Raw genomic sequence first — 20,731 nt, forward strand, 5'->3', positions numbered from 1 at the left:
ATTATCTTACCTCGTACCAACGCAGTTGCTTCAAATTAACATTGGTTTTGAATAACTGACACTCAGGTGCATTTGGTGTTTTTAAACAGTCTGTTTCATCCGGTCTAGGTACAATAACCCCAACTTCGTCATTATTATTTAAATATCCTTTACCTAGTCCTGCCCCCAATATACCAGCACCTAATTTAACCTTATTCGGTTCGGTAATTCCTGACTTATAAAAATTACACTTTCCTGATGGCAAGCAGAATTGATACAGGTATGTATCCCCCTTTACTCCACCACCACAAGCTGAGCCACTAACACCAACGCCATCACGATCATATACGTTGGTAAATAAATAGCTGTCCATAGCATATAATTCATTCATACCTTTGTAGCGACCATTCTCTCCACCAAAGGTATACTTCCAGCCTAAATTATAGCTATCACCATTTTTTTGTGCGACGCCTGCTTTTAAGTCAAGATTTAAAAGCTGCTTATTTGAAGGAGTCCGCAAATTATTAATATTTTTCATTAAGTCCATACGCCCCACATCATTATCAAAAATTACAAATACACCATCTTCTGCAGTTTTTTTAGTATTTGCATTCTTTCCAGTTGTTCCAGCTAATGGTGAGCTTCTATCCCCAGAGACTGCTGCAATAACACCATATAAACCGTCTACACCTTTCTCTACAGAGAAACTAGGCATTTCATAAAATCTTGGCTTAATTTTATCTGCTTCACTAAATCCATAGAGCTTTGAAATTCTATGCACAGTATTATTTTTATTTAGAGCATTATTATTAATATCTATACGGAATACTTGACCACCTAAGTCACCAACATATAGATTATCAAGTAAACCATCACTGTCACGATCAATCGCATTGACTTGACTAACGATACTATATTTCATATCACTATTGGTTGTATAAGCTTCACTCCCTTTAGTTTTGGTAGCATTTACTCCACCCCACCATAGCAAACTTCCGTCATTAGCATTAAATATATAAACTCCAGCACCTTTTTTCACCCCTATATCATCAGCATTGTATTCAGGATTTTCATAACCACGATGATAACCACCACCTACAACCATGACTAAGGTCTTTTTACCTTCCCAATTGATATATCCTACTGTCGGTTTAGACCAACTTTCACCCATATAGGCTAAAGCATTATTTTCGTCATCAGTCTTGTCCGCATTTAGTGCACTATCTGGATCAATATGAAATTTAAGTATCGGCTTATCTATATCCGATAAGTCTAAGGCATAATAACTGCGCCCACCCATTCTTAGACCACCATACACCCACTGCAAACCAGAGTATTCAATCTCTTTATCATCCAATTTTCTCTTAGTTTTTTTGACGGTAAATTTACCATTTGCATCTGTTACATACTGGGTAAATGCCGTCCATTGTCCATCTATCCCATAAAAAATTTCATTGGTGTTCCCTTTATTACTTGCAGAATCATCTAAAAATGCTTCTTTTTGTTTATTCATCATTTCATGCGGTATGAATGTAAATTTTTCTACACCATTATCATCTACAACGTGTAAAGCGCCTTGGGTTGTGCCAAACAAAAGATAGTCTTCTCGATTGGAAGTCGTAATACTGGTTTGTGTAGGATCAATTTCACCTGATTGTGTTAAAAGAATTGGCTTAGAGTGCATCACCGACCCTAACTTTCTACGTTCTTCAGTTGGCAAACTCGCAAATGTCACATTTGAACTAACATCAACTTTATAACCTAGTACGTTTAACCAATAATTTTTTTGCTCATCATTTTTAAATTTTGCTTTTGTATCATCAGCATCAAATAAGGTTTCTAAATTAACTTGCGTCAAAGTTTGACTAGAAATAGCTTGCTTATTTGAATCAATTTGTCGATTGGTAAAGACTGTTCTTTTTGATGTTGAATTAATACTTGTACCTAAAGGAATTTTAGCTTCAACCCCACCAGTCCATAACCCTGGTACAGATGAATCTAATTTACCATCAGCTTTGATTAATGGAAAAATTTTGCTAGCATCTATTTTTTTACCTAATTGACCATTAAATACATCATATTTATTTAAATTACCTGTCCATATTTTTGTCGAATCCTGTGGTTTAGGTAAGAAAGATGCATAATAACCATAATCTTGTAATTCGATTGGGTTAAGTGCATCGACAGGAATAGTAGGTGAGCCTGTTGCGATTGAATCAAATGTAGGCGTTGTATCCTCGATAAATTGGACGATACTGTTAATAATATCTTGTTCAGATTGGGCAGAGTAAAATCCGCCATTACCATAACCTCCAACCGTAGCTGGGAGTTCTTTATGCTGTTTAGCACCCCAATTACATGTATTCCTTAAATCCCCCTCAGGCAATAAAGAACAATTGTAGTAAGGCTTCGTACTCTCATCATCTTCATTTTCTTTAAGATTTTTTACATAAGTTGTTCCATTTGGAAAAAGGCTACCAAAACCTACTACAGCTGTTTTTATATTTTCATCTTTGCGTAATTGTTTTGCAAATTTACCTATCAATGACCAACCAGCATTGCTTGTCCCGCCACTTAAGCCCGTTTCAGTCAATGAACTAAAAGATCTTTCCATTAATGCTTCTGTAGCAGAATAATTTGAGTTGTTTGCAAATCCATCTGTCAAGAAATAAATACCCTGCCCATTACATTTACTATTCGTATCAATATCTTTTAAGGGAGATTTATAGCCTTTGTTTTTATCTCTTGATTCTGCATGTGAATAACTATAACCACTCCGAGGCATACCATAAGTATTTTTACCAAGCATATAAGCGCCAGCTTCAGCATAAGCCGAAGCTGAAGGAGTACCATTATATACATTCAGTTCTACTATTTTTTCCAGAATTTTTTCTCTATTTTCTGACGTTAATAAAACTGTAGGATATATTACTCGACCTGAATACGAATCATGAGAATTCCATGAAGTAGAAGTAGGAGTTGAATATTGTCCAACCCCTAAACTTATAGTATTTAAGATTTTGTCGCTAGTTAACACATTGACCAAAGCTTTTTTTAATCTACTTATTCGGTCATAACATTTATAACTGTTATCAGCTTGTTGTATACATTCATTAGCAATCCTTCTTCTTAACTCATCTCCTGTAGCCAAAAATTTTCCATCATATGGATCCCAAGTATCACTTAAATTGTTATACTGAGATTTTGATATATGACAATAGTTAACAACATATGATTTAACTTCTCCATTAACCTGATAAGATAAACTTTCAGAACTAACGTCTTTTTTTAATCCATAATAATTGTTGTAATAATTATACGTGCATATACCGTAGTCTTGAAATATGCTACTCGCATTAGTCGCAGAGTTGCCTCCCCCATAACCTCGACCATAGCCCATACTTCCCGAGGTATCCAACATTAAAAACAAATTAAGTTTACCTGGGGTCGAATTGGAATAAATCTCAATGTCACTTGCATAAACATTCGCAGAATGGGAAATTGCCAACGTCATAGACATGGACACCATTGCCGAAAGTATTTTTTTATCAAAACTTTTCATAATAAACCTCTTTCATTCATGTTCGTCTACGACGTTAACTTTGGCTGTCCACCAACCATATATTCAGCGTTCTGTAGGTTATAAGGAATGCTTAACCGTTCAAAGCACTCCCTTACTGTTTCAGTAGTATCCGATTTTTTAATACTTGTTTGTTTAAAACAGTTTTGAATCTCATCATCAGATGCACTTGAAAAACTAGGCAAGATAGAAATAGCAGTGACTGCAATATGGTTGGAGATAAGAGGTAATCCTGACTGACCAACACTCGTCCCTATAGGTAGAGTTGTTAATGGTGTTGTGGGTTTGACATTTTTACGCAAATACAATTGTGTTTGAACAGCTGCTCTCCGTGTAGAATATTCTTTAGCCTTGCAAAAACCAGAAACACCATTTTTTGTAAAGTTGCCATTTGCACTAATAACACTCGCATTTGACATACTGAAAAAATTCTTCGCATTTGCACGATAACAGAAGACCAATTCATCATTACTGTCTGCAGAGTTGAAATAACCAAACATCCCATCTTGAGCCAATTGACGAGAAACTTTGGTTTGATCCTCCAAGGCAAATAATGCAGCATCGTTACTCTCTAATAACAAAGCATCAATCTGTGCATTTGTTGAGATTCTTAGATTTAAAATCCCTGATTTAACGGCAATTGTTCCAATAATTGTAATTAATAACAATACAACAAGCACAATGATTAAAGTTGAACCCTGCTGCTTCATTGTGCTTCTCCTAACGTATTTCTAAAAGCCACAACTTGACTAACAACTTGGCGCAAATATTTAGAATTGGTTTTTTGATCGTTGCTTAAATTCAACGTGTATTTCGAATCCTTTACATTTCCCTCCAATTGGTCCCCAAAAGTAATAAAAGTTTTATCATTATTAATGTGTTCATTTGCACCAATAGGGTTAGAAGATCGCATTAATAATGCCAACTTAATTGAAACAATATTGTAGATCTCTGCATTTACGTCTGTTGGATCTTCCTCAGGCATCAATTCTTTGTATTCATTGACTGTAAGATAAGAAAGCTTCCCATTACTTTTTTGCCTTACCCCCAAAAGAAATTTAAAAGCATCTACATCTTGCATTAATTGCTGAGCTCCAGTGCCAAGACCTGTAATGACTGTATCATTGTCTTTGTAATAACCAGCGTCGCAATATAATGCATACCTTTTAGGAGTAAAAGATTCTGACTGAGAGTTTTTAATTTCAGAAATATAATATCGTTGAACTACAACACGATCTGCTGTTTCTGGCGCTCCAGAACCATGATCAGCCTTACCCCCAGAAAACTCTTCCTCAAACTCAATTTTATTACCTTCACAATCATATTGTTCACTATTTTTCTTACTTATAGTGACTTCTTCCTCCTCTTCTGAATCGACATAAGATGTCGTTGTTAAATACTGCGGCACATATTGAACTGTGAGTTGATCACTATTATCTGTTGTCGCACCTTCAGTCAATTCAAATGATGTAAAAAAATCACTACTTATACCACTGAGCGAACTTGGCAAATTACGATGATTAAAAATAATACCTGAACCGACCACTCGTGGATTAATTATTTGAGCTGAGGCTGTATTTAAATTTACGTGTCTAAGGTCATATGTGATTTGGTTTAAACCAAAAATTCCATTCTGCTGTAGCTGACCCATACCATTTTGTAAAGACAGTGAACGTTGAGCTGTTAAATAAACAGTTAATGCAGCTGCTGAAATTAACAACCCTAAAACGATTGCAATCATTAGCTCAATAAGAGTGAACCCTTTTTTATAATTATTCATAATTATATAACTCCATAATTATGCATTTAGCTCCAACATTGTATGCTGCTCCAGACGTACAATCATTCTTAGCTTGACCATCAGTAGGCGTTGTCTTGTCCCATGCCACATATATACAACGCCTTTTCATTGATACCGTTCCCACTCCCTGACAGTCTCTAAGCGCAACCTTCATTCCTAAATTTTCAGCTTTGTTCCGAATTTGTAGAAAATCCGCCTCTGCAAAATCTTTTGGCTCACAAAAACCTGAGTAACACTCTCCTTTACCCTCAACATAAACATTATTCTTATTCAAAGCTTCGTATCCAGACCGATTCGCTCTAATTCTTTCTGCGAGATCTCGACCTAAATGCATTGCTTGCGTATTATTGGCAGCCTCTACACTTGCGTATACACCTCGCAGTTGCAAAGCAGAGAAACCTAGCACAGCTATAGCTAACAGAACTAAGCCAACTAAAACCTCCATGAGTCCAACTCCGTTTTGATACTTCCCCATTACTAGTCTCTCCTAATTAGTTAGGCAATTTGATGTATCTTTAGAAATAGCCCCATTTTTCTCGACTCTAATCGAGCTGCTTAAATGAGAATTCTTTTTATGAGTTAGAGTTAAGCAAATAGATGTATTAGAATTTAGATAGCCCATAGCAGTAAACTCTAACGAACTCATATCATTAGTTACAGACCATTCTGAAAATCTTTTTTCATCTGAACCATATGTAGGAACTTTAATTTGCTTGGAAGATCGAGTAAAAATTGCGTCACTTCGAGCTTCCTGCAACAAAAAAATTAAATGCTGAGTCTCTTGATTAAGTTCATTCTTTCTAATTATTTCTATAAAAGAAGGAGCCGCCATCATCGCCACAATCGCCAGCACCGCAATCGTGACCATCAACTCAATTAAGGTAAATCCCTGACTTTTTCGCATGCTCTCCCCCTAGGCAAAAATGTTGGCCCAGTTAAAATCATACTTATTAAAGTTACAAAACCCACACAGAACAGATAAAAGGCATAAAAAAGCAGATGACTGTCATATCACAATCATCTGCTTATTTTTAAAAGAAAAATTAGACTGTTATCTATTTCTCAATTTAAGCCTGAGTTACAGAAATACGTAACTCTTTCGGTAAACTAAAGGTAATGTTCTCTTCACGACCGGCAAGCTCGGCAGGTGCGGTTGCCCCCCAGTCCTGCAAACGCTGAATCACCTGTTTAATTAAAATTTCTGGAGCAGACGCGCCGGCAGTGACACCAATTTTTGTTGCAGGATTAAACCAGGCCTGATCCAGCTGATCGGCATTATCGACCAGATACGCCTGTTTGCCCATGCGCTCGGCCAGTTCACGTAAACGGTTCGAATTCGACGAGTTTGGTGACCCCACCACCAGCACCACATCACACTGACTGGCTAAATCACGCACCGCATCCTGACGGTTCTGGGTGGCATAACAGATATCATCTTTACGCGGTCCCTGAATCTGCGGGAATTTCTGGCGCAAGGCATCAATCACTTTGGCGGTATCATCAATCGACAGCGTGGTCTGGGTGACAAATGCGACTTTTTCAGGATGACGCACGCTTAAAGCCGCAACATCTTCTTCATCTTCCACCAGATAAATTTCACCACCATTTTTCTTGTCATACTGACCCATCGTTCCTTCAACTTCGGGGTGTCCTTCGTGACCAATTAAAATCGCCTCTGTGCCTTCTCGCGCATATTTGGTGACTTCAATATGTACTTTGGTGACCAACGGACAAGTCGCATCAAATACTTTTAAGCCACGACGCTCCGCTTCTTGCTGCACCGCTTTAGATACGCCATGCGCACTAAAAATCACGATATTGTCATCTGGCACTTCATCTAGCTCATCGACAAAAATTGCACCGCGTTGGCGTAAGTCATCTACCACAAATTTATTGTGTACCACTTCGTGACGTACATATATAGGGGGATTAAAACACTCAAGGGCACGATTTACAATCGCAATTGCTCGGTCTACACCTGCACAAAAACCACGTGGATTCGCCAATACAATTTCCATAGAACCCTCTATGTTGAAGTTAAATAGGTAGGATGTTTAAAAATTTATGCCAACAAAAGCCATCTTGGCTATTTTGTTTAAGGGGCGTCTACTCTAAAATAGAGAAGATATTTTATCATATCAGGAAAAATATCATGTCGGGTCTATTGTTTGTCGTTTCTGCCGCCTCAGGAACAGGCAAAACATCCCTTGTTAAAGCCCTGCTTGAGCGTGTGAATAATTTACACGTTTCAGTCTCTCACACAACACGTGGTCAGCGTCCCGGCGAACTTGATGGTGTGCATTATCACTTCACACAAAAACAAGATTTTATCGACTTGGTAGAACAAGGCGGTTTTATTGAATATGCAGAAGTATTTGGCAACTATTATGGTACCGCGCAAGCAACGGTTAAAGAGCAGTTAGCCAAAGGTCACGATGTGTTACTTGAAATTGACTGGCAAGGTGCGCAGCAGGTGCGCAAACTTTTTCCTGAATCGAAACAGATTTTTATTTTACCGCCAAGCCAGTTTGACTTGCGCCAGCGCCTGTCCAATCGCGGCACCGATGCTGTCGATGTGATTGAACATCGCTTAAGCTGTGCGGTAGAAGATATGCAGCAATATGTCAACTTTGACTATGTGATTATCAATGATGACTTCAATAAAGCACTGCATGACCTGGAAGCCGTGATTATTGCCAACCGTCTGGTGTTAAGCCAGCAGGCCAACCGTCACCAGGAGCTGATCCAGAAGCTGATTACCCCTACAGCACCCTGATTAAAACTTGAGTCTTCAGACAAAGCACCTTATACTGCACAGTCTGTTTAAATTTACCATTCAAACGAGAACTCTTATGGCACGCGTCACCGTTGAAGATTGTTTAGACCATGTAGACAACCGCTTTGAGCTTGTACTAGTGGCAAGCAAACGCGCGCGTCAATTGGCACGTCAAGGAATTGAACCTACCGTTGAGTGGGACAACGACAAACCTACCGTTGTTGCTTTACGTGAAATTGCAGAAGGCCACGTTTCTAAAGACATTTTGAAACAACGCGATCAGGACTACCAAGCCTCTAGCCTTGACCTTGCACTTTCAGCAAATAACTTGAATTTAGATGGTTTTTCTTTCCAATAAGAAAATACATCCTGAAAAGCCTAGTTTTTTACTAGGCTTTTTTATTATTTGAACTTTAATATTTGCGCAATAACCGTTATAACATAAGCATCGGAACTCGTAATTACAACGAGCTTTTATTTCGATATTTTCGGTGAAAAAAATTGACAAGTCATGCAATATGTTTTTCATTAGAAGATCAGTTTTTGTGATTGTTACGAGCATTGTAGTTAAAGGTGGTATATGCCAGGCGCAGAGGTCAGCCAAGCCAAACAGCAACTAAATATAATTATCGACGCTTACTTGAGTGAAAGCGATAGCGAGCGCGTGCTTGAGGCCTGTGACTATGCCGATCTGGCGCATGATGGCGTAACCCGTAAAAGCGGCGAGCCTTATATTCTGCATCCGATTGCGGTCAGCTGCATTCTGGCACATATGCGTCTGGATGCCGAAACCCTGATGGCGGCACTGCTGCATGATGTGATTGAAGATACCGAATTTAGCAAAGAAGATATTACTGAAAAATTTGGCCGGACCGTGGCCGAACTGGTCGATGGCGTCACCAAACTCAGCCATTCCAGCGATAAAGAATACAATAAAGCCGCGTCCTTCCGTAAAATTCTGCAAGCGACCCTGCAAGACCCGCGTGTGATCATTATTAAACTGGCTGACCGCTATCACAACATGACCACGCTAGATGCCTTGCGCCCAGACAAACGTGCCCGCATTGCCCAAGAAACTTTTGATATTTTTGTGCCGATGGCGCGTATTGTCGGTATGAATGAAATGGCCGACAACCTGGAACATCTGTGCTACCAGAATCTTGATCTGGATATGTTCAACAATGTTCAGGCTGCCCTGCTAGAAACCAAGCCGAAACGCTGTGAATATCAGGCCAAATGGGAAAAGAACCTGGCAGAGCTACTGCAATATCATCAAATTAGTGGCCGGATTAAAAAGAAAAATAACAATATCGAACTGCTCCGTTATTTCGTCAAAAACGACATCGATCTGCAAGAGCTGACTCACAGCCACGCCTTTGAAATTATTCTGCAAAGCATCGCCGACTGTGACCGCTTAGCCGATATTTTACGTGAACATTTTCAGGTACTGCATTTTGCCGATCATATTCGCCGGCCCTTACCGGGTGGCAACCAGTCGCTGATGCTGCGCCTGAAAGGTGAAGAAACCACCTTATCCTTAACCATTCAAACCGAGCTGATGCGTAAAGCAGCCCGTTTTGGCGTGGTTCTCGGTGAGAATGCACCGCAAGCCTGCCGCTCGGCGATTCAGGCCTCGATGCAAAACCTGAACGTGCTGATTGATGGCGCCTGTGCCAAAACCACCTTTAGCGAACTGCTGGATTATCTGCATCAGGAAAAGATCTGGGTTTATACCCCGCATGGCCATCTGCATGAATTACCGCAAGGTGCCACCGCGGTGGATTTTGCCTATTCGGCCAGCCTGTTCCTGGGCAACCATGCCGTCGGCGCGAAAATTAATGGAGAAATCAAACCGCTCTCTACCCCGCTGACAAGCGGCCAGGTGGTGGAAGTGATTACCGATGTTTTAGCAACACCAAACCCGGACTGGCTCAGCTTTATTAACACCCAGAAAGCGCGCCGTGCCCTGCAAAACATTCTGCGTGATCAGGATATTGACGAGCAGCGTCTGGTGGGTGAACAGGCCCTTAACCGCGCCTTAAAACTGTTTAACTGTTCGATCAAAGATTTAACTGAAGACGACTGGATTAACCTGCTGCAATGGCGTCATATCGACAGCAAAGAACGCCTGTTCGAACAGATTGCAGTCGGTGACCTGTTACCCCAACTGGTGGCTAACCATCTTTATTCACAGGACAGCAGCTCGGAAGTTTCGGATCGTCTGATTCAGGGCACCGAAGGCATTGATGTTAAATATGCGCATTGCTGTAATCCGGTACTGGGTGATCCGATTCAGGGCCATTTATCCCGTCGGGGTTTAATTGTGCATCGTGCCCGCTGCCATAACCTGCTGCATGAACAGCATCTGCATCCGGAAAATATCATGCCACTGCAGTGGAACTCGGATGATGTCGATGACGTCAGCTTCACCGCCTATTTATGCATTGATATTGAAATGAATGATGAACAGATTTCTGACCTGATCTATCAATGCCGTAAAGCCAAGACCGGGGTGGAAATGGTCCGTAGCCACGATGCCAAAACCTATGTCAATATTGTGGTGAACAACCGTAAGCAGATTGCCCAGATTATTCGCGACCTGCGCATGCATTTTGGCTTCCCGCGGATTATCCGTCTGGAACTGCCGCCCAATATTGCCGAAACATCCAAGGCCTGTTAATCATGATACGATAGGCCTGAGCCTGCCCGGCTAATCGTTTATGCTGTCCATACTTATAAAAGGAGAAATCGATGTCCCGCCAAGTGATCCATACTGAAAATGCGCCTGCTGCCATTGGTACATATTCTCAAGCCATTTTAGTTGGCAATACCGTGTACCTGTCAGGACAGATTGGCCTTGATCCTTACAGCATGGAACTGGTTGAAGGCATTGAAGCGCAAATCCGCCGTGTTTTTGATAACCTGAAAGCCGTCTGTGAAGCCGCAGGTGGCACGCTGGCTGATATTGCCAAACTCAATATCTACCTGACCGACTTATCCAATTTCCAGTTGGTGAACCAGATTATGGGTGAATATTTTGCCCAGCCATATCCAGCGCGTGCCGCTTTAGGTGTGGCCAGCCTACCTAAAGGTGCACTGGTTGAAATGGATGGTGTAGTAATTATTAATCAATAACTTAGCTGTACAAAAAAGATACCATCGATAAGATGGTATTTTTTTATTCAAAAACCCAATCACAACAAATGAATTTTCAAATGATTTTTATTGACAAACGATAATAATTATCAATAATAACACTTATCTTATTTAATTCTTTATGGTTGTATCAATGTACGTTTGCTTGTGCCGTGGTATTACAGATCAAGACATTAAAGACGCCGTAGCGAACGGTGCTGAAAGCTATCGCGAAATTCGTGACCTGCTGGATCTGGGAACCTGCTGTGGCCGCTGTGCCCCTGAAGCACGTGCCATTATTAGCGATGAGGTGGCCGAACTTGCTGGCCGTCTCGCAGTAGCTGCCTAATTCCAATAAGAATAAATCCTTCGGTCCGTGGGCCGACTCTCCTCCCCCGCTTCTGACTCAGGCGGGTTTTTATTGCCTGACCGGGCATTGCTGCCGAATCGCATTGATGACGATTTTCATTTGCCGTTCAATAAATTACTCGCCATCCTGCATCATCTTGTTTAAGATAAAGCTCTAGATTGCCTTAAAACTGTTTAGGGCAGAAATTGTGAGATGGAGTAGTGCAATGAAAGGCAATCGTGAGGTGATTAATCAACTCAACCAAGTTTTGTATCATCACCTGACTGCAATTAACCAATATTTTTTACATTCGCGTATGTTTAATGACTGGGGCATTGAACAACTCGGTTCGGCGGAATATAAAGAATCAATTCGTCAGATGAAACATGCCGATAAAATTATCGAGCGGATTTTATTTCTAGAAGGTCTGCCAAATCTGCAACATCTGGGCAAACTGTATATTGGTCAGCATACCGTTGAAGTACTGAACTGCGATGTCCGTAAAGTCAAAGAAAATATTGAAGCCATTCAGAAAGCCGTCGTTTTGGCTGAACAGGAAATGGATTATGTAACCCGCGATCTGGTTCAGGAAATTCTGGAAAAAGAAGAAGAATATCTGGACTGGGCGACCACGCAACTGGATTTAACTGAATCTGTCGGTATTGAAAACTATATTCAGAGTCAGCTCTAAGCTCAATTAAAAAGATTAACTGCATAAAAAAGACCGGAAGTCCGGTCTTTTTTATGGATTGAGCAATGTGTTTCAAATCCCAAACAGCAGCCTTAAAAATCAGAAGATAATTTACGGCTCTTTGCTGATTTCTGCCCCATCCAGCAAGCTGTCATAATCCACCTCGACCTTTCGTAAGATCTTTAACAGTTCCAGCTGCTGTTTGGCTTCGGCTTCATAGCCATTAAAGGCCAGCACTCGGGCATATTTAAGCAGGTCATACTGGGTTGGATAATTCAGCACAATTTCATGAATCTGCTGCAACTGCTCCGGACTTTGCTGGCTATATGGATTCAGACGAATCCAGGCAATACGACGGTTAAATTCCTCGAGCAGATAAATCTGATCCTGGTTGGTGATTTTTTCCGGTGTTTTTTCATAACGCACCGATTGATTTAGCTTTGGCACCATTACTTCATAATCACGATAAATCAGCAGTAACAGGATGAAGCCTAAACCGAAACTAACCCGCATGAATATTGGCGATAACTGCACGCCAGCATTTGGACGTTGCGATTGTACAATTCCCAAGATAAAGCCGGCGGGGAGCAGAAAATAAGCATAGTTCTGCGGGAATTCCAGCATGGCATGAATCAGGAAGGCACCAAGCATCAACAGACCAATCACCGAAATAGTTGAATTCACCTGCCGATGTAATTGATAGCCCCAATAGGCCAGATAAGCCAATAATGGCAGGCCAATCAGCAGACCATTCCAGAGCAGAAGATCGAGCACCACATTGTGGGCGCTACGAATCCATACCGGTCCCTGGAAAAATTCACTAATCGTGGTGTATGCGACACTGGTCTGATGCCAGCCATAGCCAAACCAGGGTTGATGGGCAATTGCATGCAGCATTTGCTCCCAGATCGCCAGTCGTGACATATCCCCTGTGGCACGCTGTACCACATCACGAGACTGGACCGCTATATCTGCGCTTTGAGAGAGTAGCTGACTTACGGAAGGGGCAATAAAGATTAAACCAACAAAAGCTGTAAACCAGAGCGCGCTATAGCACCATTTCAGGCGGATATAGCCTTGATATTGCTGATAACCGAGATAGGCCAGAATACACAGTGAGGCGACCCAAGAGGTCCGTGATTGACTTAGCACCACCCCGCTTAAGATGACCAAACCAGTTGCAACCAAAAGTGCTGTTTTCAGTTTCTGTTTTTCATATAGATATAAACAGGCCATTAAGGACATGACCAAAAAGGTCGCCATATTGTTCGGCTGAGCAAAGTTGGCATAAGGACGCTGGCCAGTACGAATATCGACCATAAACGGGAAATACTGGTCGATGGTGAGCCATTGGCAAATAGCCATGAGACCGGTTAGGGTGCCAACGCCTAAAAAGACGAAACTGAAACCTGTAAATATTTTTTCTCGCTGCGCGGCATCTAGGGTCAGGTTATAGCCCAGTACAATCGCCAGCCAAAAACCAAAGATATATAGGGTGCTAAATAGGGCTTTATCAAAAAAGAACAGCAAACCACAGGCCCATTGGATAAACGGGACAGCGGTTAAGGCCAGTAAAGGCAGGCTAATTTTAGGGATAATCAGTTTTTCTTTTAGGAAAATAGCAGCCAAAGCAAATAGTGCAAAAAAGGCATATAGCTCGCCGGTATAAGTGACCCAGGGACGGTAATGAATGGGAAGGAGCCAAGCGAGGGAGATAAAAATACCAGCGAGAAGCAAGAGGAAAAATTTCATGCTGCAAGAGTTGAGAAAAAGATGAGCTATGATAATCAAAAAAGCAGCTGAGGGAATCAGCTGCTTGGTGAAATTACTATTCTATTTTGCGTTAGTGCCAAGGGCGGAGGTCGACGATTTTGATGACTTCTGCGGTTTCTTTATTGACTAAGACTACCATATCTACAGCAGTGGCTTTTAGTGGCACCCAAGCATCGGCTTTTGGATATTTTGCTGAAATTTTTTCAGCGTCAATTTTTGGGTTGTACTGTTCCAATTCATTAAGTGGTAATGCACGTTGTTGAATTTGGGTTTTAGCTTGAGTAAGTTCTATATAACGAGCAGGCTGTTGAGCAAGTGAAACGCCCCCTAATACCTCGTTAAACATATCATTTTGACGTTGCTGTGGGCTTTCTGCTAATTTTACTGCAGCAAATTGTGGACCAGTCCATGACACATGCTGAAATTGAGGTTGTGCTTGGTCAATATTTTCTAAAATAAGGTCATTTTTTCGCACCAATTCAAAACGATCTACATTATAAACTAACCATGCAGAGCGACCTTGTTCAATACTATATACTCCATAACACAAAGCCGCAATTTGAATAAGAATAATCACACTCAGGTCAAATTTAAGTGTTTTTTTACCTTCTTTATAGACCAATAAGCCTAATATAGGCCCTAAAATTACGTCTATAACCAATAGCATTAAGAAGATATGAGTTACACCAACTGCTGTAGCAAGTGGAGATGGATACCAGATAAAAAAGACTAATCCAACCACCAATAAAGCGACTAAACATGAACTAAGTAGATGACCAAAGAAAAATTTTAAACGTTTGGACATAAATCTGCTCTGTGAAAATTAGAAATAAGTAATAAAAAAGCTGACCGAAGTCAGCTTTTTATCTCTCATATAATTAAGAGAAACTTTGTACTGTACGACAAGTTGCAGGTAAGTACTTAGTAGGAGTACCAGCATCACTCGCTTGAGGACCACAAGACCATTCAGAAATACCTGCTGATGCAGCACTACTAAAGTCACATTTACGAGTATCGCCTTCTCCAGTACACGTAGCTTTAAGTGCTGTATTTGTATCTACTAATGGAGTCATTTGAATTACTGTCTCAGATGCTGCTTTCAATTCAGGAAGCTTTTCTAGCGTAATAGTAATTTGACCTGGCAATGCATCAGAATTAACGTCAACCATGGCCACCATTTTAGAAGCACGTTTAGCATCACCAGCATCTGCTGCTGATTCAGGAGTACCTTGTTCACAACCCCAGTTACCTTTGGTAGGAACTATTCCATTTTGAATTGCTTCTGTAACTGCAGTACGACATGCTGAACCTGCAAGGATTGCTTCAGACACTTTTGCACGTACGGTGTAATCTTGGTATGCAGGCAATGCAACAGCAGCCAAAATACCAATGATCGCAACAACGATCATTAATTCGATTAGGGTGAAACCCTTTTGAACAGTTTTCATAACATTCTCCACAAATGTTTTGTTAATTTTTTATAAGCTTTATAAGCTATTTTGTATATAGCACTATGTGTGCCAACTTTTATTATAAATATATTTAAAGAAAAAACAGCCATTTAAGAATAAAAAAATTTTACTTTCTTTTTTTAATGTATTTTTATGTAAAAAAGTGACACTTAGTGTCACATATTTACAACATCAACCAAGAATAATTGGTTTATTCCCCAGCTCATTGGCTTCATCCTGAATTTTCCGGTCATAAAAACCATCTAGAATCATGCCAATTTCTTTAACCCCCAAGATCACTGCCTGTTGATACTCTCTTTGCACTAGGCCATACACCATTTTTTGGCAAATCTCATCCCAGACCTGCTGCTCAGTGGCATGCTTAATGCCCCTATCAATCACAATCTCGACTTTACGCTCACACAGGTTTAAATAAAGCAGTACGCCACTGTTATATTCCGTATCCCAGACACCCAGTTCAGCAAACAGTTGTCGTGCACGGGTACGCGTATCCTGATAATAAGCGAAACGCGAAGGCAGACAGCCTTCAATCACCACCTGTATTTCACCAATATGGCCATGCTCGGCTTCTGTGACCGCTTGTGCAATCGCATACTGATCCTGCTGGTTAAAAAAGCGCTTGGTGGCTGGCATGTAGAAAAAGTGCTTAAACCAGCGTTTTAAACTGGGCTGGCTCAGCTCCTGAGTTTTCGGCTGGGTAATAATTTCGGTTGTATCTGTTGTGGTTACCATGATCCTGATGCTCCTCCCCCGCCGAAGCCGCCACCTCCGCCGCTATATCCACCGCCACCACCAAAGCCGCCGCCTCCACCGCCACGACCGGCCGAGGCCAGGAAAATATGAAAAATCGCTTGGGCCAGTGCGGTAATGAGTAAAAAGAAAATCCCAAGGCCCATCAACAGACTGGTAAATATACCCACACCATTGACCAGCCCCGCTACCGTAGCTGCCACCGCAGCGGTTGAGGCGCTGAGACGTTTACCGACAATATAAGAGCCAATCACCCCGGCAATTAAAATAAAAATGACTGTATTAAAAGTTTTTTCCCGTGCCTGCTGCTCACGTAAGGCCTGTTGCTGGCGTTCTTGTAGCTCTTTGGCAGCATTGGCCGCCACGTCCGGGTCCATATTCAAAATACGTTCAATTTCGGCCAGACCGGCTTCAATGCCGCTGGCATATTGTGCCTGTTTAAAATACGGCGTGATCTGGTTGTTGATAATCCGGCCCAGCACAATATCAGGTAGTACCCCTTCCAGACCATAACCGGTTAAAATCTGAATACGTCGATCATTCACCGCAATTGCAATTAGCAAGCCATTGTCATATTTGGCCGATCCCAACTGCCAGCGTTCTGCAACGCGCATGGCAAAATCAAAAATATCTTCCTGACCGGTGGTCGGCACAATCACCACCCCAATTTGTGCTTTACCCTGCTGATGCAGCGCTAAAATCCGCTGGCTTATCGCCTGTTTCTGCGCTGCACTCAGCAAATTGGCCTGATCAATCACCGGCTCATTTAAAGTCGGCAAGCCGCGGATGGACTCCCCTTCTGCCATATCATTGGCAATCGCCGGTTGTTCAACACTTGCCTCGGATGCAGCGGTTGCCTGACTCTGATGACGAGCATTGGCCGCACGTTGCTGTTCCTGAATGATACGCGCCGCCGCCAGATCATCTGCTGAGCCGGTAGCAGCGGTATCTGCCAGACTGAGTGAACTGAGCAATAGTGCACAGCACAACAGCAGGCTGTGCAGTATCCACCGGATGAGAGCAGTAATTGAATCAGGCATGATCCGCGGCTCCTTGGGGCTTGGGATTATTCAAACGACACGGTCGGTGCAGTTTGCGCGTTTTGATCGGCACTAAAGTTTGGCTTGGTGTCCATACCAATTACTTTTGCGGTCATTACCTGCGGGAACTGGCGTGAGTAGGCATTAAAGTCCTGCACCGTAGTGATATAACGGTTACGCGCTACCGCAATACGGTTTTCGGTGCCTTCAAGCTGCACCTGCAAATCCCGGAACTGCTGATTGGCTTTTAAATCCGGATAATTTTCTGATACCGCGATTAAACGCGATAACGCGCCAGTCATTTGCGCTTGCGCTTCCTGATAGCGCTGGAACAGAGCCGGATCTTCAAGCACCGCCTGATCGACTTTTAAGCCGGCCACATTGGCACGTGCCTGGGTCACTTCAGTCAGCACCTGCTCTTCATGTGCAGCGTAGCCTTTCACCACATTGACCAGGTTCGGCACCAGATCGGCACGGCGCTGATACTGGTTTTGTACTTCCGACCAGGCCGCGGTCACGGCTTCATCTTTGACCTGCAAGGTGTTATAGCCACAGCCACTCAGAGTCAAGCTGCTGCTGAGTGCCAGCATCAGCAGTGTTTTTTTCATCAAGTTCATACCTTATCCTCTAATTATTTATTTGTATTTGTTCAATAATTTGATTCTAACGGTATTTTAGCCCAGTTTTGTTAATTTTATTTATCACTTGGAAAACATACACGCATGAAAAAACCAGACACATAATCGGCCTGGTTTCGATTAGTTATCCAACATCTGTTTGAATTAACTGAGTAATTGTGGCTGTTGTTCCTGCTGGAAACCTTCAACCTGATACTGCGTTGCCATGCGCTGCTTCCAGTATCTAAGGCTGCGACTGTAATTGATTTTGGCCGGATGAAAATCTTTCCGGTAATAAGACAGATATTCCGGCAATAACTGCAGCAGCATTTTCGCCAGCAAATACAAACCAAACAGATTACCGCCGATTTTCGGCATACTGTTTTTCTTGTCCTGCAAAAACAGCTGTGAGGTGCTATAAAAGGTCAGACTGGCAAAACCGGCAGTAACACTGCGCATAATCATACGGCGCAGACGATGATCGGCATACACATGCTGATATACCTCAAATGCCACCGCCCGATGTTCAATTTCTTCAATCGCATGCCAGATCCACAGCTTGGCTGCATCATCATCCAGCGTACTCAACACTTCCGGATGACGCAGAATATAGCCGCCCAGTAGCGCAGTAAAATGTTCAAAGGCACAGGTAATCGCCAGTTGCACTTTAGGGGGCAGACTTTTGACATGATGATCTTTACGCGGCAGCCAGGCCTGAAAACGATCGAGCTGATAATCATCACGGCGCCAGGCATTGTTAAATTCACGATGTGCCTTGGAATGCATCGCCTCTTGCCCAATAAACGCAGCAATTTGTGCCTGTAACTGCGGATCCTGAACCTGATCACGTACATTGCGCACGCTATGCACAAAAAACTGCTCACCAATGGGAAAAGTGGAAGATAAGGCGGTAAGCAGATGTGACATCACCGGAGAATTGGCAAAATAATGCCGGCGGATAGCATGAGGGTTAAATTTGAGCCGGCGAACCGTGATCCCAATGGCTTTCGGACGATGAAGATAGGATTTTTCTGCCGTCACTTGCGTCATGGTTACTGACCTTTTTTGTTTTGGAGAAGCTCAGTATGTGAACAAAATCACTTTTCCCCTATGGCAAAAAGACCGATTCAATTTGCAAAAAACTTCAAAATCACCGGTTGCATAAAGTGCATTTCAATAAAATTTGCTAGCAGCCCTTGTCTCTTTTTCATTTTCAGGGATTAACTCTAAAACCAAAGTGATTAAAAAAAACCCGCTCTAAAAGCGGGCTTCTTGAATGAATTCAGCGTGAATCAGACATCCAGATAATCCAAAATACCTTCTGCTGCCTGACGGCCTTCCCAGATTGCAGTCACGACTAAATCAGAGCCACGCACCATATCACCACCGGCAAAAATTTTCGGGTTTGAAGTCTGGAATTTAAATTCCTGCTGTTCTGCAGCTACGACACGACCTGAACCATCCAGGTTGATGTTCACATCGGTAAACCAGTCGGCTGGGCTGGTACGGAAACCAAAGGCCAATAGCACTGCATCTGCCGGCAGAATTTCTTCTGAACCCGGAATTGGCTCTGGACTACGACGGCCACGGCTGTCTGGTTCACCCAGTTGCGTGGTCACCACTTTTACTCCAGTAACTTTGCCATTTTCACCCACAATTTCAATTGGCTGACGGTTAAACTGGAATTCCACGCCTTCTTCACGCGCATTGGTTACTTCACGACGTGAACCCGGCATATTGGCTTCATCACGGCGATAGGCACAGGTCACTGACGCGGCACCCTGACGGATTGAGGTGCGGTTACAGTCCATCGCGGTATCACCACCACCCAGGACAATCACTTTTTTGCCTTCGACTGAGATGTATTCCGATGGATCTTTTTCCCAGCCCTGACAACGATTCACGTTGGCAATCAGGAAATCCAGTGCATCATACACACCATCTAGGTCTTCACCGGCAAAACCACCTTTCATATAGGTATAAGTACCCATGCCCATGAATACCGCATCGTAATCAGCCAGCAACTGGTCAATGGTGACATCTGTACCAATTTCAGTATTTAAACGGAATTCTACGCCCATACCGGTGAAAATTTCACGGCGGCGTTTCATTACGTCTTTTTCCATCTTGAATTCTGGAATACCAAAAGTCAGCAGACCACCAATTTCCGGACGTTTGTCAAACACCACCGGTTTTACACCGTTACGCACCAGAATATCAGCACAACCCAGACCTGCCGGGCCCGCACCAATAATCGCGACTTTTTTATCGGTCCATTTGACATGCGACATGTCTGGACGCCAGCCCAGCGCAAATGCAGTGTCATTGATGTATTTTTCTGCATTGCCGATGGTCACGGCACCAAAGCCATCATTTAAGGTACAGGCACCTTCACACAAACGGTCTTGCGGACAAACCCGGCCACAAACTTCTGGCAAAGTGTTGGTCTGGTGGCACAGTTCTGCTGCCTGGAAAATACGGCCTTCTGAAACCAGTTTTAACCAGTTTGGAATGTAGTTATGTACCGGACATTTCCATTCACAATACGGGTTACCACAGCCTAAACAGCGATGGGTCTGGTTGGTCGCCACTTCTGCGGTAAATGGCTTATAAATTTCCACAAACTCAGATTTGCGGACGTCAATCTCTTTTTTCTCTGGGTCTTGGCGTGCAACATCCAGGAATTGAAAGTCATTACTTAGGCGTTCTGCCATGTCTTTACTCCGTGGCTAGATGCAAGGGATTCACAGTTGCCTTGCATCTGGCTT

20 protein-coding genes are annotated in these 20,731 nt (G+C 42.4%); 6 read left to right on the top strand and 14 right to left on the bottom strand.

Features of this window, described 5'->3' with window-relative positions; all coding sequences use genetic code 11:
* Position 1 precedes the first annotated feature (1 nt).
* The 6 genes from F905_RS10335 to ispH form a co-directional block, all read right to left on the bottom strand.
* Complete coding sequence (locus tag F905_RS10335; protein ID WP_005180442.1) at positions 2-3,541, bottom strand: PilC/PilY family type IV pilus protein; 3,540 nt, start codon at positions 3,539-3,541, stop codon at positions 2-4.
* A gap of 26 nt (positions 3,542-3,567) precedes the next feature.
* A complete protein-coding gene (locus F905_RS10340) occupies positions 3,568-4,269 on the bottom strand; it encodes a hypothetical protein (RefSeq protein WP_005180445.1) in 702 nt (233 codons plus the stop codon).
* Positions 4,266-5,339 carry a PilW family protein gene (locus F905_RS10345; RefSeq protein ID WP_005180447.1) on the bottom strand — a complete coding sequence of 358 codons (1,074 nt, stop codon included), beginning with the start codon at positions 5,337-5,339 and terminating at the stop codon, positions 4,266-4,268. The genes F905_RS10340 and F905_RS10345 overlap by 4 nt, the downstream gene beginning before the upstream one ends.
* Positions 5,332-5,835: a type IV pilus modification protein PilV gene (gene pilV, locus F905_RS10350; protein ID WP_005180450.1), complete on the bottom strand. Its 504-nt coding sequence runs from the start codon at positions 5,833-5,835 to the stop codon at positions 5,332-5,334. The genes F905_RS10345 and pilV overlap by 8 nt, the downstream gene beginning before the upstream one ends.
* A gap of 12 nt (positions 5,836-5,847) precedes the next feature.
* Entirely contained in the window at positions 5,848-6,264 is a 417-nt protein-coding gene (locus F905_RS10355) for a pilus assembly FimT family protein (protein WP_005180452.1), read from the bottom strand.
* 163 nt (positions 6,265-6,427) lie between these two features.
* Complete coding sequence (gene ispH / locus F905_RS10360) at positions 6,428-7,378, bottom strand: 4-hydroxy-3-methylbut-2-enyl diphosphate reductase (RefSeq protein ID WP_005180456.1); 951 nt, start codon at positions 7,376-7,378, stop codon at positions 6,428-6,430.
* Positions 7,379-7,512: 134 nt separating this feature from the next.
* Between ispH and gmk the strand changes: the two genes are divergently transcribed.
* The 6 genes from gmk (at position 7,513) to bfr (ending at position 12,311) form a co-directional block, all read left to right on the top strand.
* Positions 7,513-8,136, top strand: coding sequence for a guanylate kinase (gene gmk / locus F905_RS10365; protein ID WP_005180457.1), 624 nt, complete (start codon positions 7,513-7,515; stop codon positions 8,134-8,136).
* Between the two features lie 76 nt (positions 8,137-8,212).
* Positions 8,213-8,494, top strand: coding sequence for a DNA-directed RNA polymerase subunit omega (rpoZ, locus tag F905_RS10370; RefSeq protein ID WP_005013174.1), 282 nt, complete (start codon positions 8,213-8,215; stop codon positions 8,492-8,494).
* A gap of 222 nt (positions 8,495-8,716) precedes the next feature.
* Positions 8,717-10,816 carry a RelA/SpoT family protein gene (locus tag F905_RS10375; protein WP_005180459.1) on the top strand — a complete coding sequence of 700 codons (2,100 nt, stop codon included), beginning with the start codon at positions 8,717-8,719 and terminating at the stop codon, positions 10,814-10,816.
* Between the two features lie 71 nt (positions 10,817-10,887).
* Entirely contained in the window at positions 10,888-11,271 is a 384-nt protein-coding gene (locus tag F905_RS10380) for a RidA family protein (RefSeq protein WP_005180461.1), read from the top strand.
* Positions 11,272-11,425: 154 nt separating this feature from the next.
* Positions 11,426-11,620, top strand: a complete 195-nt coding sequence (locus F905_RS10385; RefSeq protein ID WP_034597991.1) for a bacterioferritin-associated ferredoxin — start codon at positions 11,426-11,428, stop codon at positions 11,618-11,620.
* Positions 11,621-11,846: 226 nt separating this feature from the next.
* Positions 11,847-12,311 (top strand): heteropolymeric bacterioferritin subunit Bfr, encoded by a 465-nt coding sequence (gene bfr / locus F905_RS10390; protein ID WP_005180468.1) that lies wholly within the window; start codon positions 11,847-11,849, stop codon positions 12,309-12,311.
* 111 nt (positions 12,312-12,422) lie between these two features.
* Here the strand turns inward: bfr and F905_RS10395 are convergent, their stop codons facing one another.
* From F905_RS10395 to F905_RS10430, 8 genes are all read right to left on the bottom strand, one after another.
* Positions 12,423-14,063: a PglL family O-oligosaccharyltransferase gene (locus tag F905_RS10395; protein ID WP_005180471.1), complete on the bottom strand. Its 1,641-nt coding sequence runs from the start codon at positions 14,061-14,063 to the stop codon at positions 12,423-12,425.
* A 91-nt stretch (positions 14,064-14,154) separates the two neighbouring features.
* Positions 14,155-14,889: a TfpX/TfpZ family type IV pilin accessory protein gene (tfpZ, locus tag F905_RS10400; protein ID WP_005180473.1), complete on the bottom strand. Its 735-nt coding sequence runs from the start codon at positions 14,887-14,889 to the stop codon at positions 14,155-14,157.
* Between the two features lie 73 nt (positions 14,890-14,962).
* On the bottom strand, positions 14,963-15,532 hold the full coding sequence (locus tag F905_RS10405) for a pilin (protein ID WP_005180475.1): 570 nt from the start codon (positions 15,530-15,532) through the stop codon (positions 14,963-14,965).
* Between the two features lie 195 nt (positions 15,533-15,727).
* A complete protein-coding gene (locus tag F905_RS10410) occupies positions 15,728-16,288 on the bottom strand; it encodes a TPM domain-containing protein (RefSeq protein WP_005180479.1) in 561 nt (186 codons plus the stop codon).
* The gene (locus F905_RS10415) at positions 16,282-17,346 is read right to left on the bottom strand and encodes a TPM domain-containing protein (protein ID WP_005180482.1); all 1,065 of its coding nucleotides are present in this window, start codon (positions 17,344-17,346) and stop codon (positions 16,282-16,284) included. The genes F905_RS10410 and F905_RS10415 overlap by 7 nt, the downstream gene beginning before the upstream one ends.
* A gap of 26 nt (positions 17,347-17,372) precedes the next feature.
* Positions 17,373-17,963, bottom strand: coding sequence for a LemA family protein (locus F905_RS10420; RefSeq protein WP_005180484.1), 591 nt, complete (start codon positions 17,961-17,963; stop codon positions 17,373-17,375).
* 165 nt (positions 17,964-18,128) lie between these two features.
* Positions 18,129-19,013 (bottom strand): metal-dependent hydrolase, encoded by an 885-nt coding sequence (locus F905_RS10425; RefSeq protein ID WP_005180485.1) that lies wholly within the window; start codon positions 19,011-19,013, stop codon positions 18,129-18,131.
* Positions 19,014-19,255: 242 nt separating this feature from the next.
* Entirely contained in the window at positions 19,256-20,677 is a 1,422-nt protein-coding gene (locus F905_RS10430; RefSeq protein WP_005180487.1) for an FAD-dependent oxidoreductase, read from the bottom strand.
* Positions 20,678-20,731: the final 54 nt, after the last annotated feature.

It is taken from the genome of Acinetobacter sp. CIP 53.82, from assembly GCF_000369465.1.
Taxonomy (GTDB): domain Bacteria; phylum Pseudomonadota; class Gammaproteobacteria; order Pseudomonadales; family Moraxellaceae; genus Acinetobacter; species Acinetobacter indicus.

Bases quoted from the DNA above. Each gene is read 5' to 3' on its own strand.
- F905_RS10335 (WP_005180442.1), bottom strand. From the start codon at position 3,541: ATGAAAAGTTTTGATAAAAAAATACTTTCGGCAATGGTGTCCATGTCT.
- F905_RS10340 (WP_005180445.1), bottom strand. From the start codon at position 4,269: ATGAAGCAGCAGGGTTCAACTTTAATCATTGTGCTTGTTGTATTGTTA.
- F905_RS10345 (WP_005180447.1), bottom strand. From the start codon at position 5,339: ATGAATAATTATAAAAAAGGGTTCACTCTTATTGAGCTAATGATTGCA.
- pilV (WP_005180450.1), bottom strand. From the start codon at position 5,835: ATGGGGAAGTATCAAAACGGAGTTGGACTCATGGAGGTTTTAGTTGGC.
- F905_RS10355 (WP_005180452.1), bottom strand. From the start codon at position 6,264: ATGCGAAAAAGTCAGGGATTTACCTTAATTGAGTTGATGGTCACGATT.
- ispH (WP_005180456.1), bottom strand. From the start codon at position 7,378: ATGGAAATTGTATTGGCGAATCCACGTGGTTTTTGTGCAGGTGTAGAC.
- gmk (WP_005180457.1), top strand. From the start codon at position 7,513: ATGTCGGGTCTATTGTTTGTCGTTTCTGCCGCCTCAGGAACAGGCAAA.
- rpoZ (WP_005013174.1), top strand. From the start codon at position 8,213: ATGGCACGCGTCACCGTTGAAGATTGTTTAGACCATGTAGACAACCGC.
- F905_RS10375 (WP_005180459.1), top strand. From the start codon at position 8,717: ATGCCAGGCGCAGAGGTCAGCCAAGCCAAACAGCAACTAAATATAATT.
- F905_RS10380 (WP_005180461.1), top strand. From the start codon at position 10,888: ATGTCCCGCCAAGTGATCCATACTGAAAATGCGCCTGCTGCCATTGGT.
- F905_RS10385 (WP_034597991.1), top strand. From the start codon at position 11,426: ATGTACGTTTGCTTGTGCCGTGGTATTACAGATCAAGACATTAAAGAC.
- bfr (WP_005180468.1), top strand. From the start codon at position 11,847: ATGAAAGGCAATCGTGAGGTGATTAATCAACTCAACCAAGTTTTGTAT.
- F905_RS10395 (WP_005180471.1), bottom strand. From the start codon at position 14,063: ATGAAATTTTTCCTCTTGCTTCTCGCTGGTATTTTTATCTCCCTCGCT.
- tfpZ (WP_005180473.1), bottom strand. From the start codon at position 14,889: ATGTCCAAACGTTTAAAATTTTTCTTTGGTCATCTACTTAGTTCATGT.
- F905_RS10405 (WP_005180475.1), bottom strand. From the start codon at position 15,532: ATGAAAACTGTTCAAAAGGGTTTCACCCTAATCGAATTAATGATCGTT.
- F905_RS10410 (WP_005180479.1), bottom strand. From the start codon at position 16,288: ATGGTAACCACAACAGATACAACCGAAATTATTACCCAGCCGAAAACT.
- F905_RS10415 (WP_005180482.1), bottom strand. From the start codon at position 17,346: ATGCCTGATTCAATTACTGCTCTCATCCGGTGGATACTGCACAGCCTG.
- F905_RS10420 (WP_005180484.1), bottom strand. From the start codon at position 17,963: ATGAACTTGATGAAAAAAACACTGCTGATGCTGGCACTCAGCAGCAGC.
- F905_RS10425 (WP_005180485.1), bottom strand. From the start codon at position 19,013: ATGACGCAAGTGACGGCAGAAAAATCCTATCTTCATCGTCCGAAAGCC.
- F905_RS10430 (WP_005180487.1), bottom strand. From the start codon at position 20,677: ATGGCAGAACGCCTAAGTAATGACTTTCAATTCCTGGATGTTGCACGC.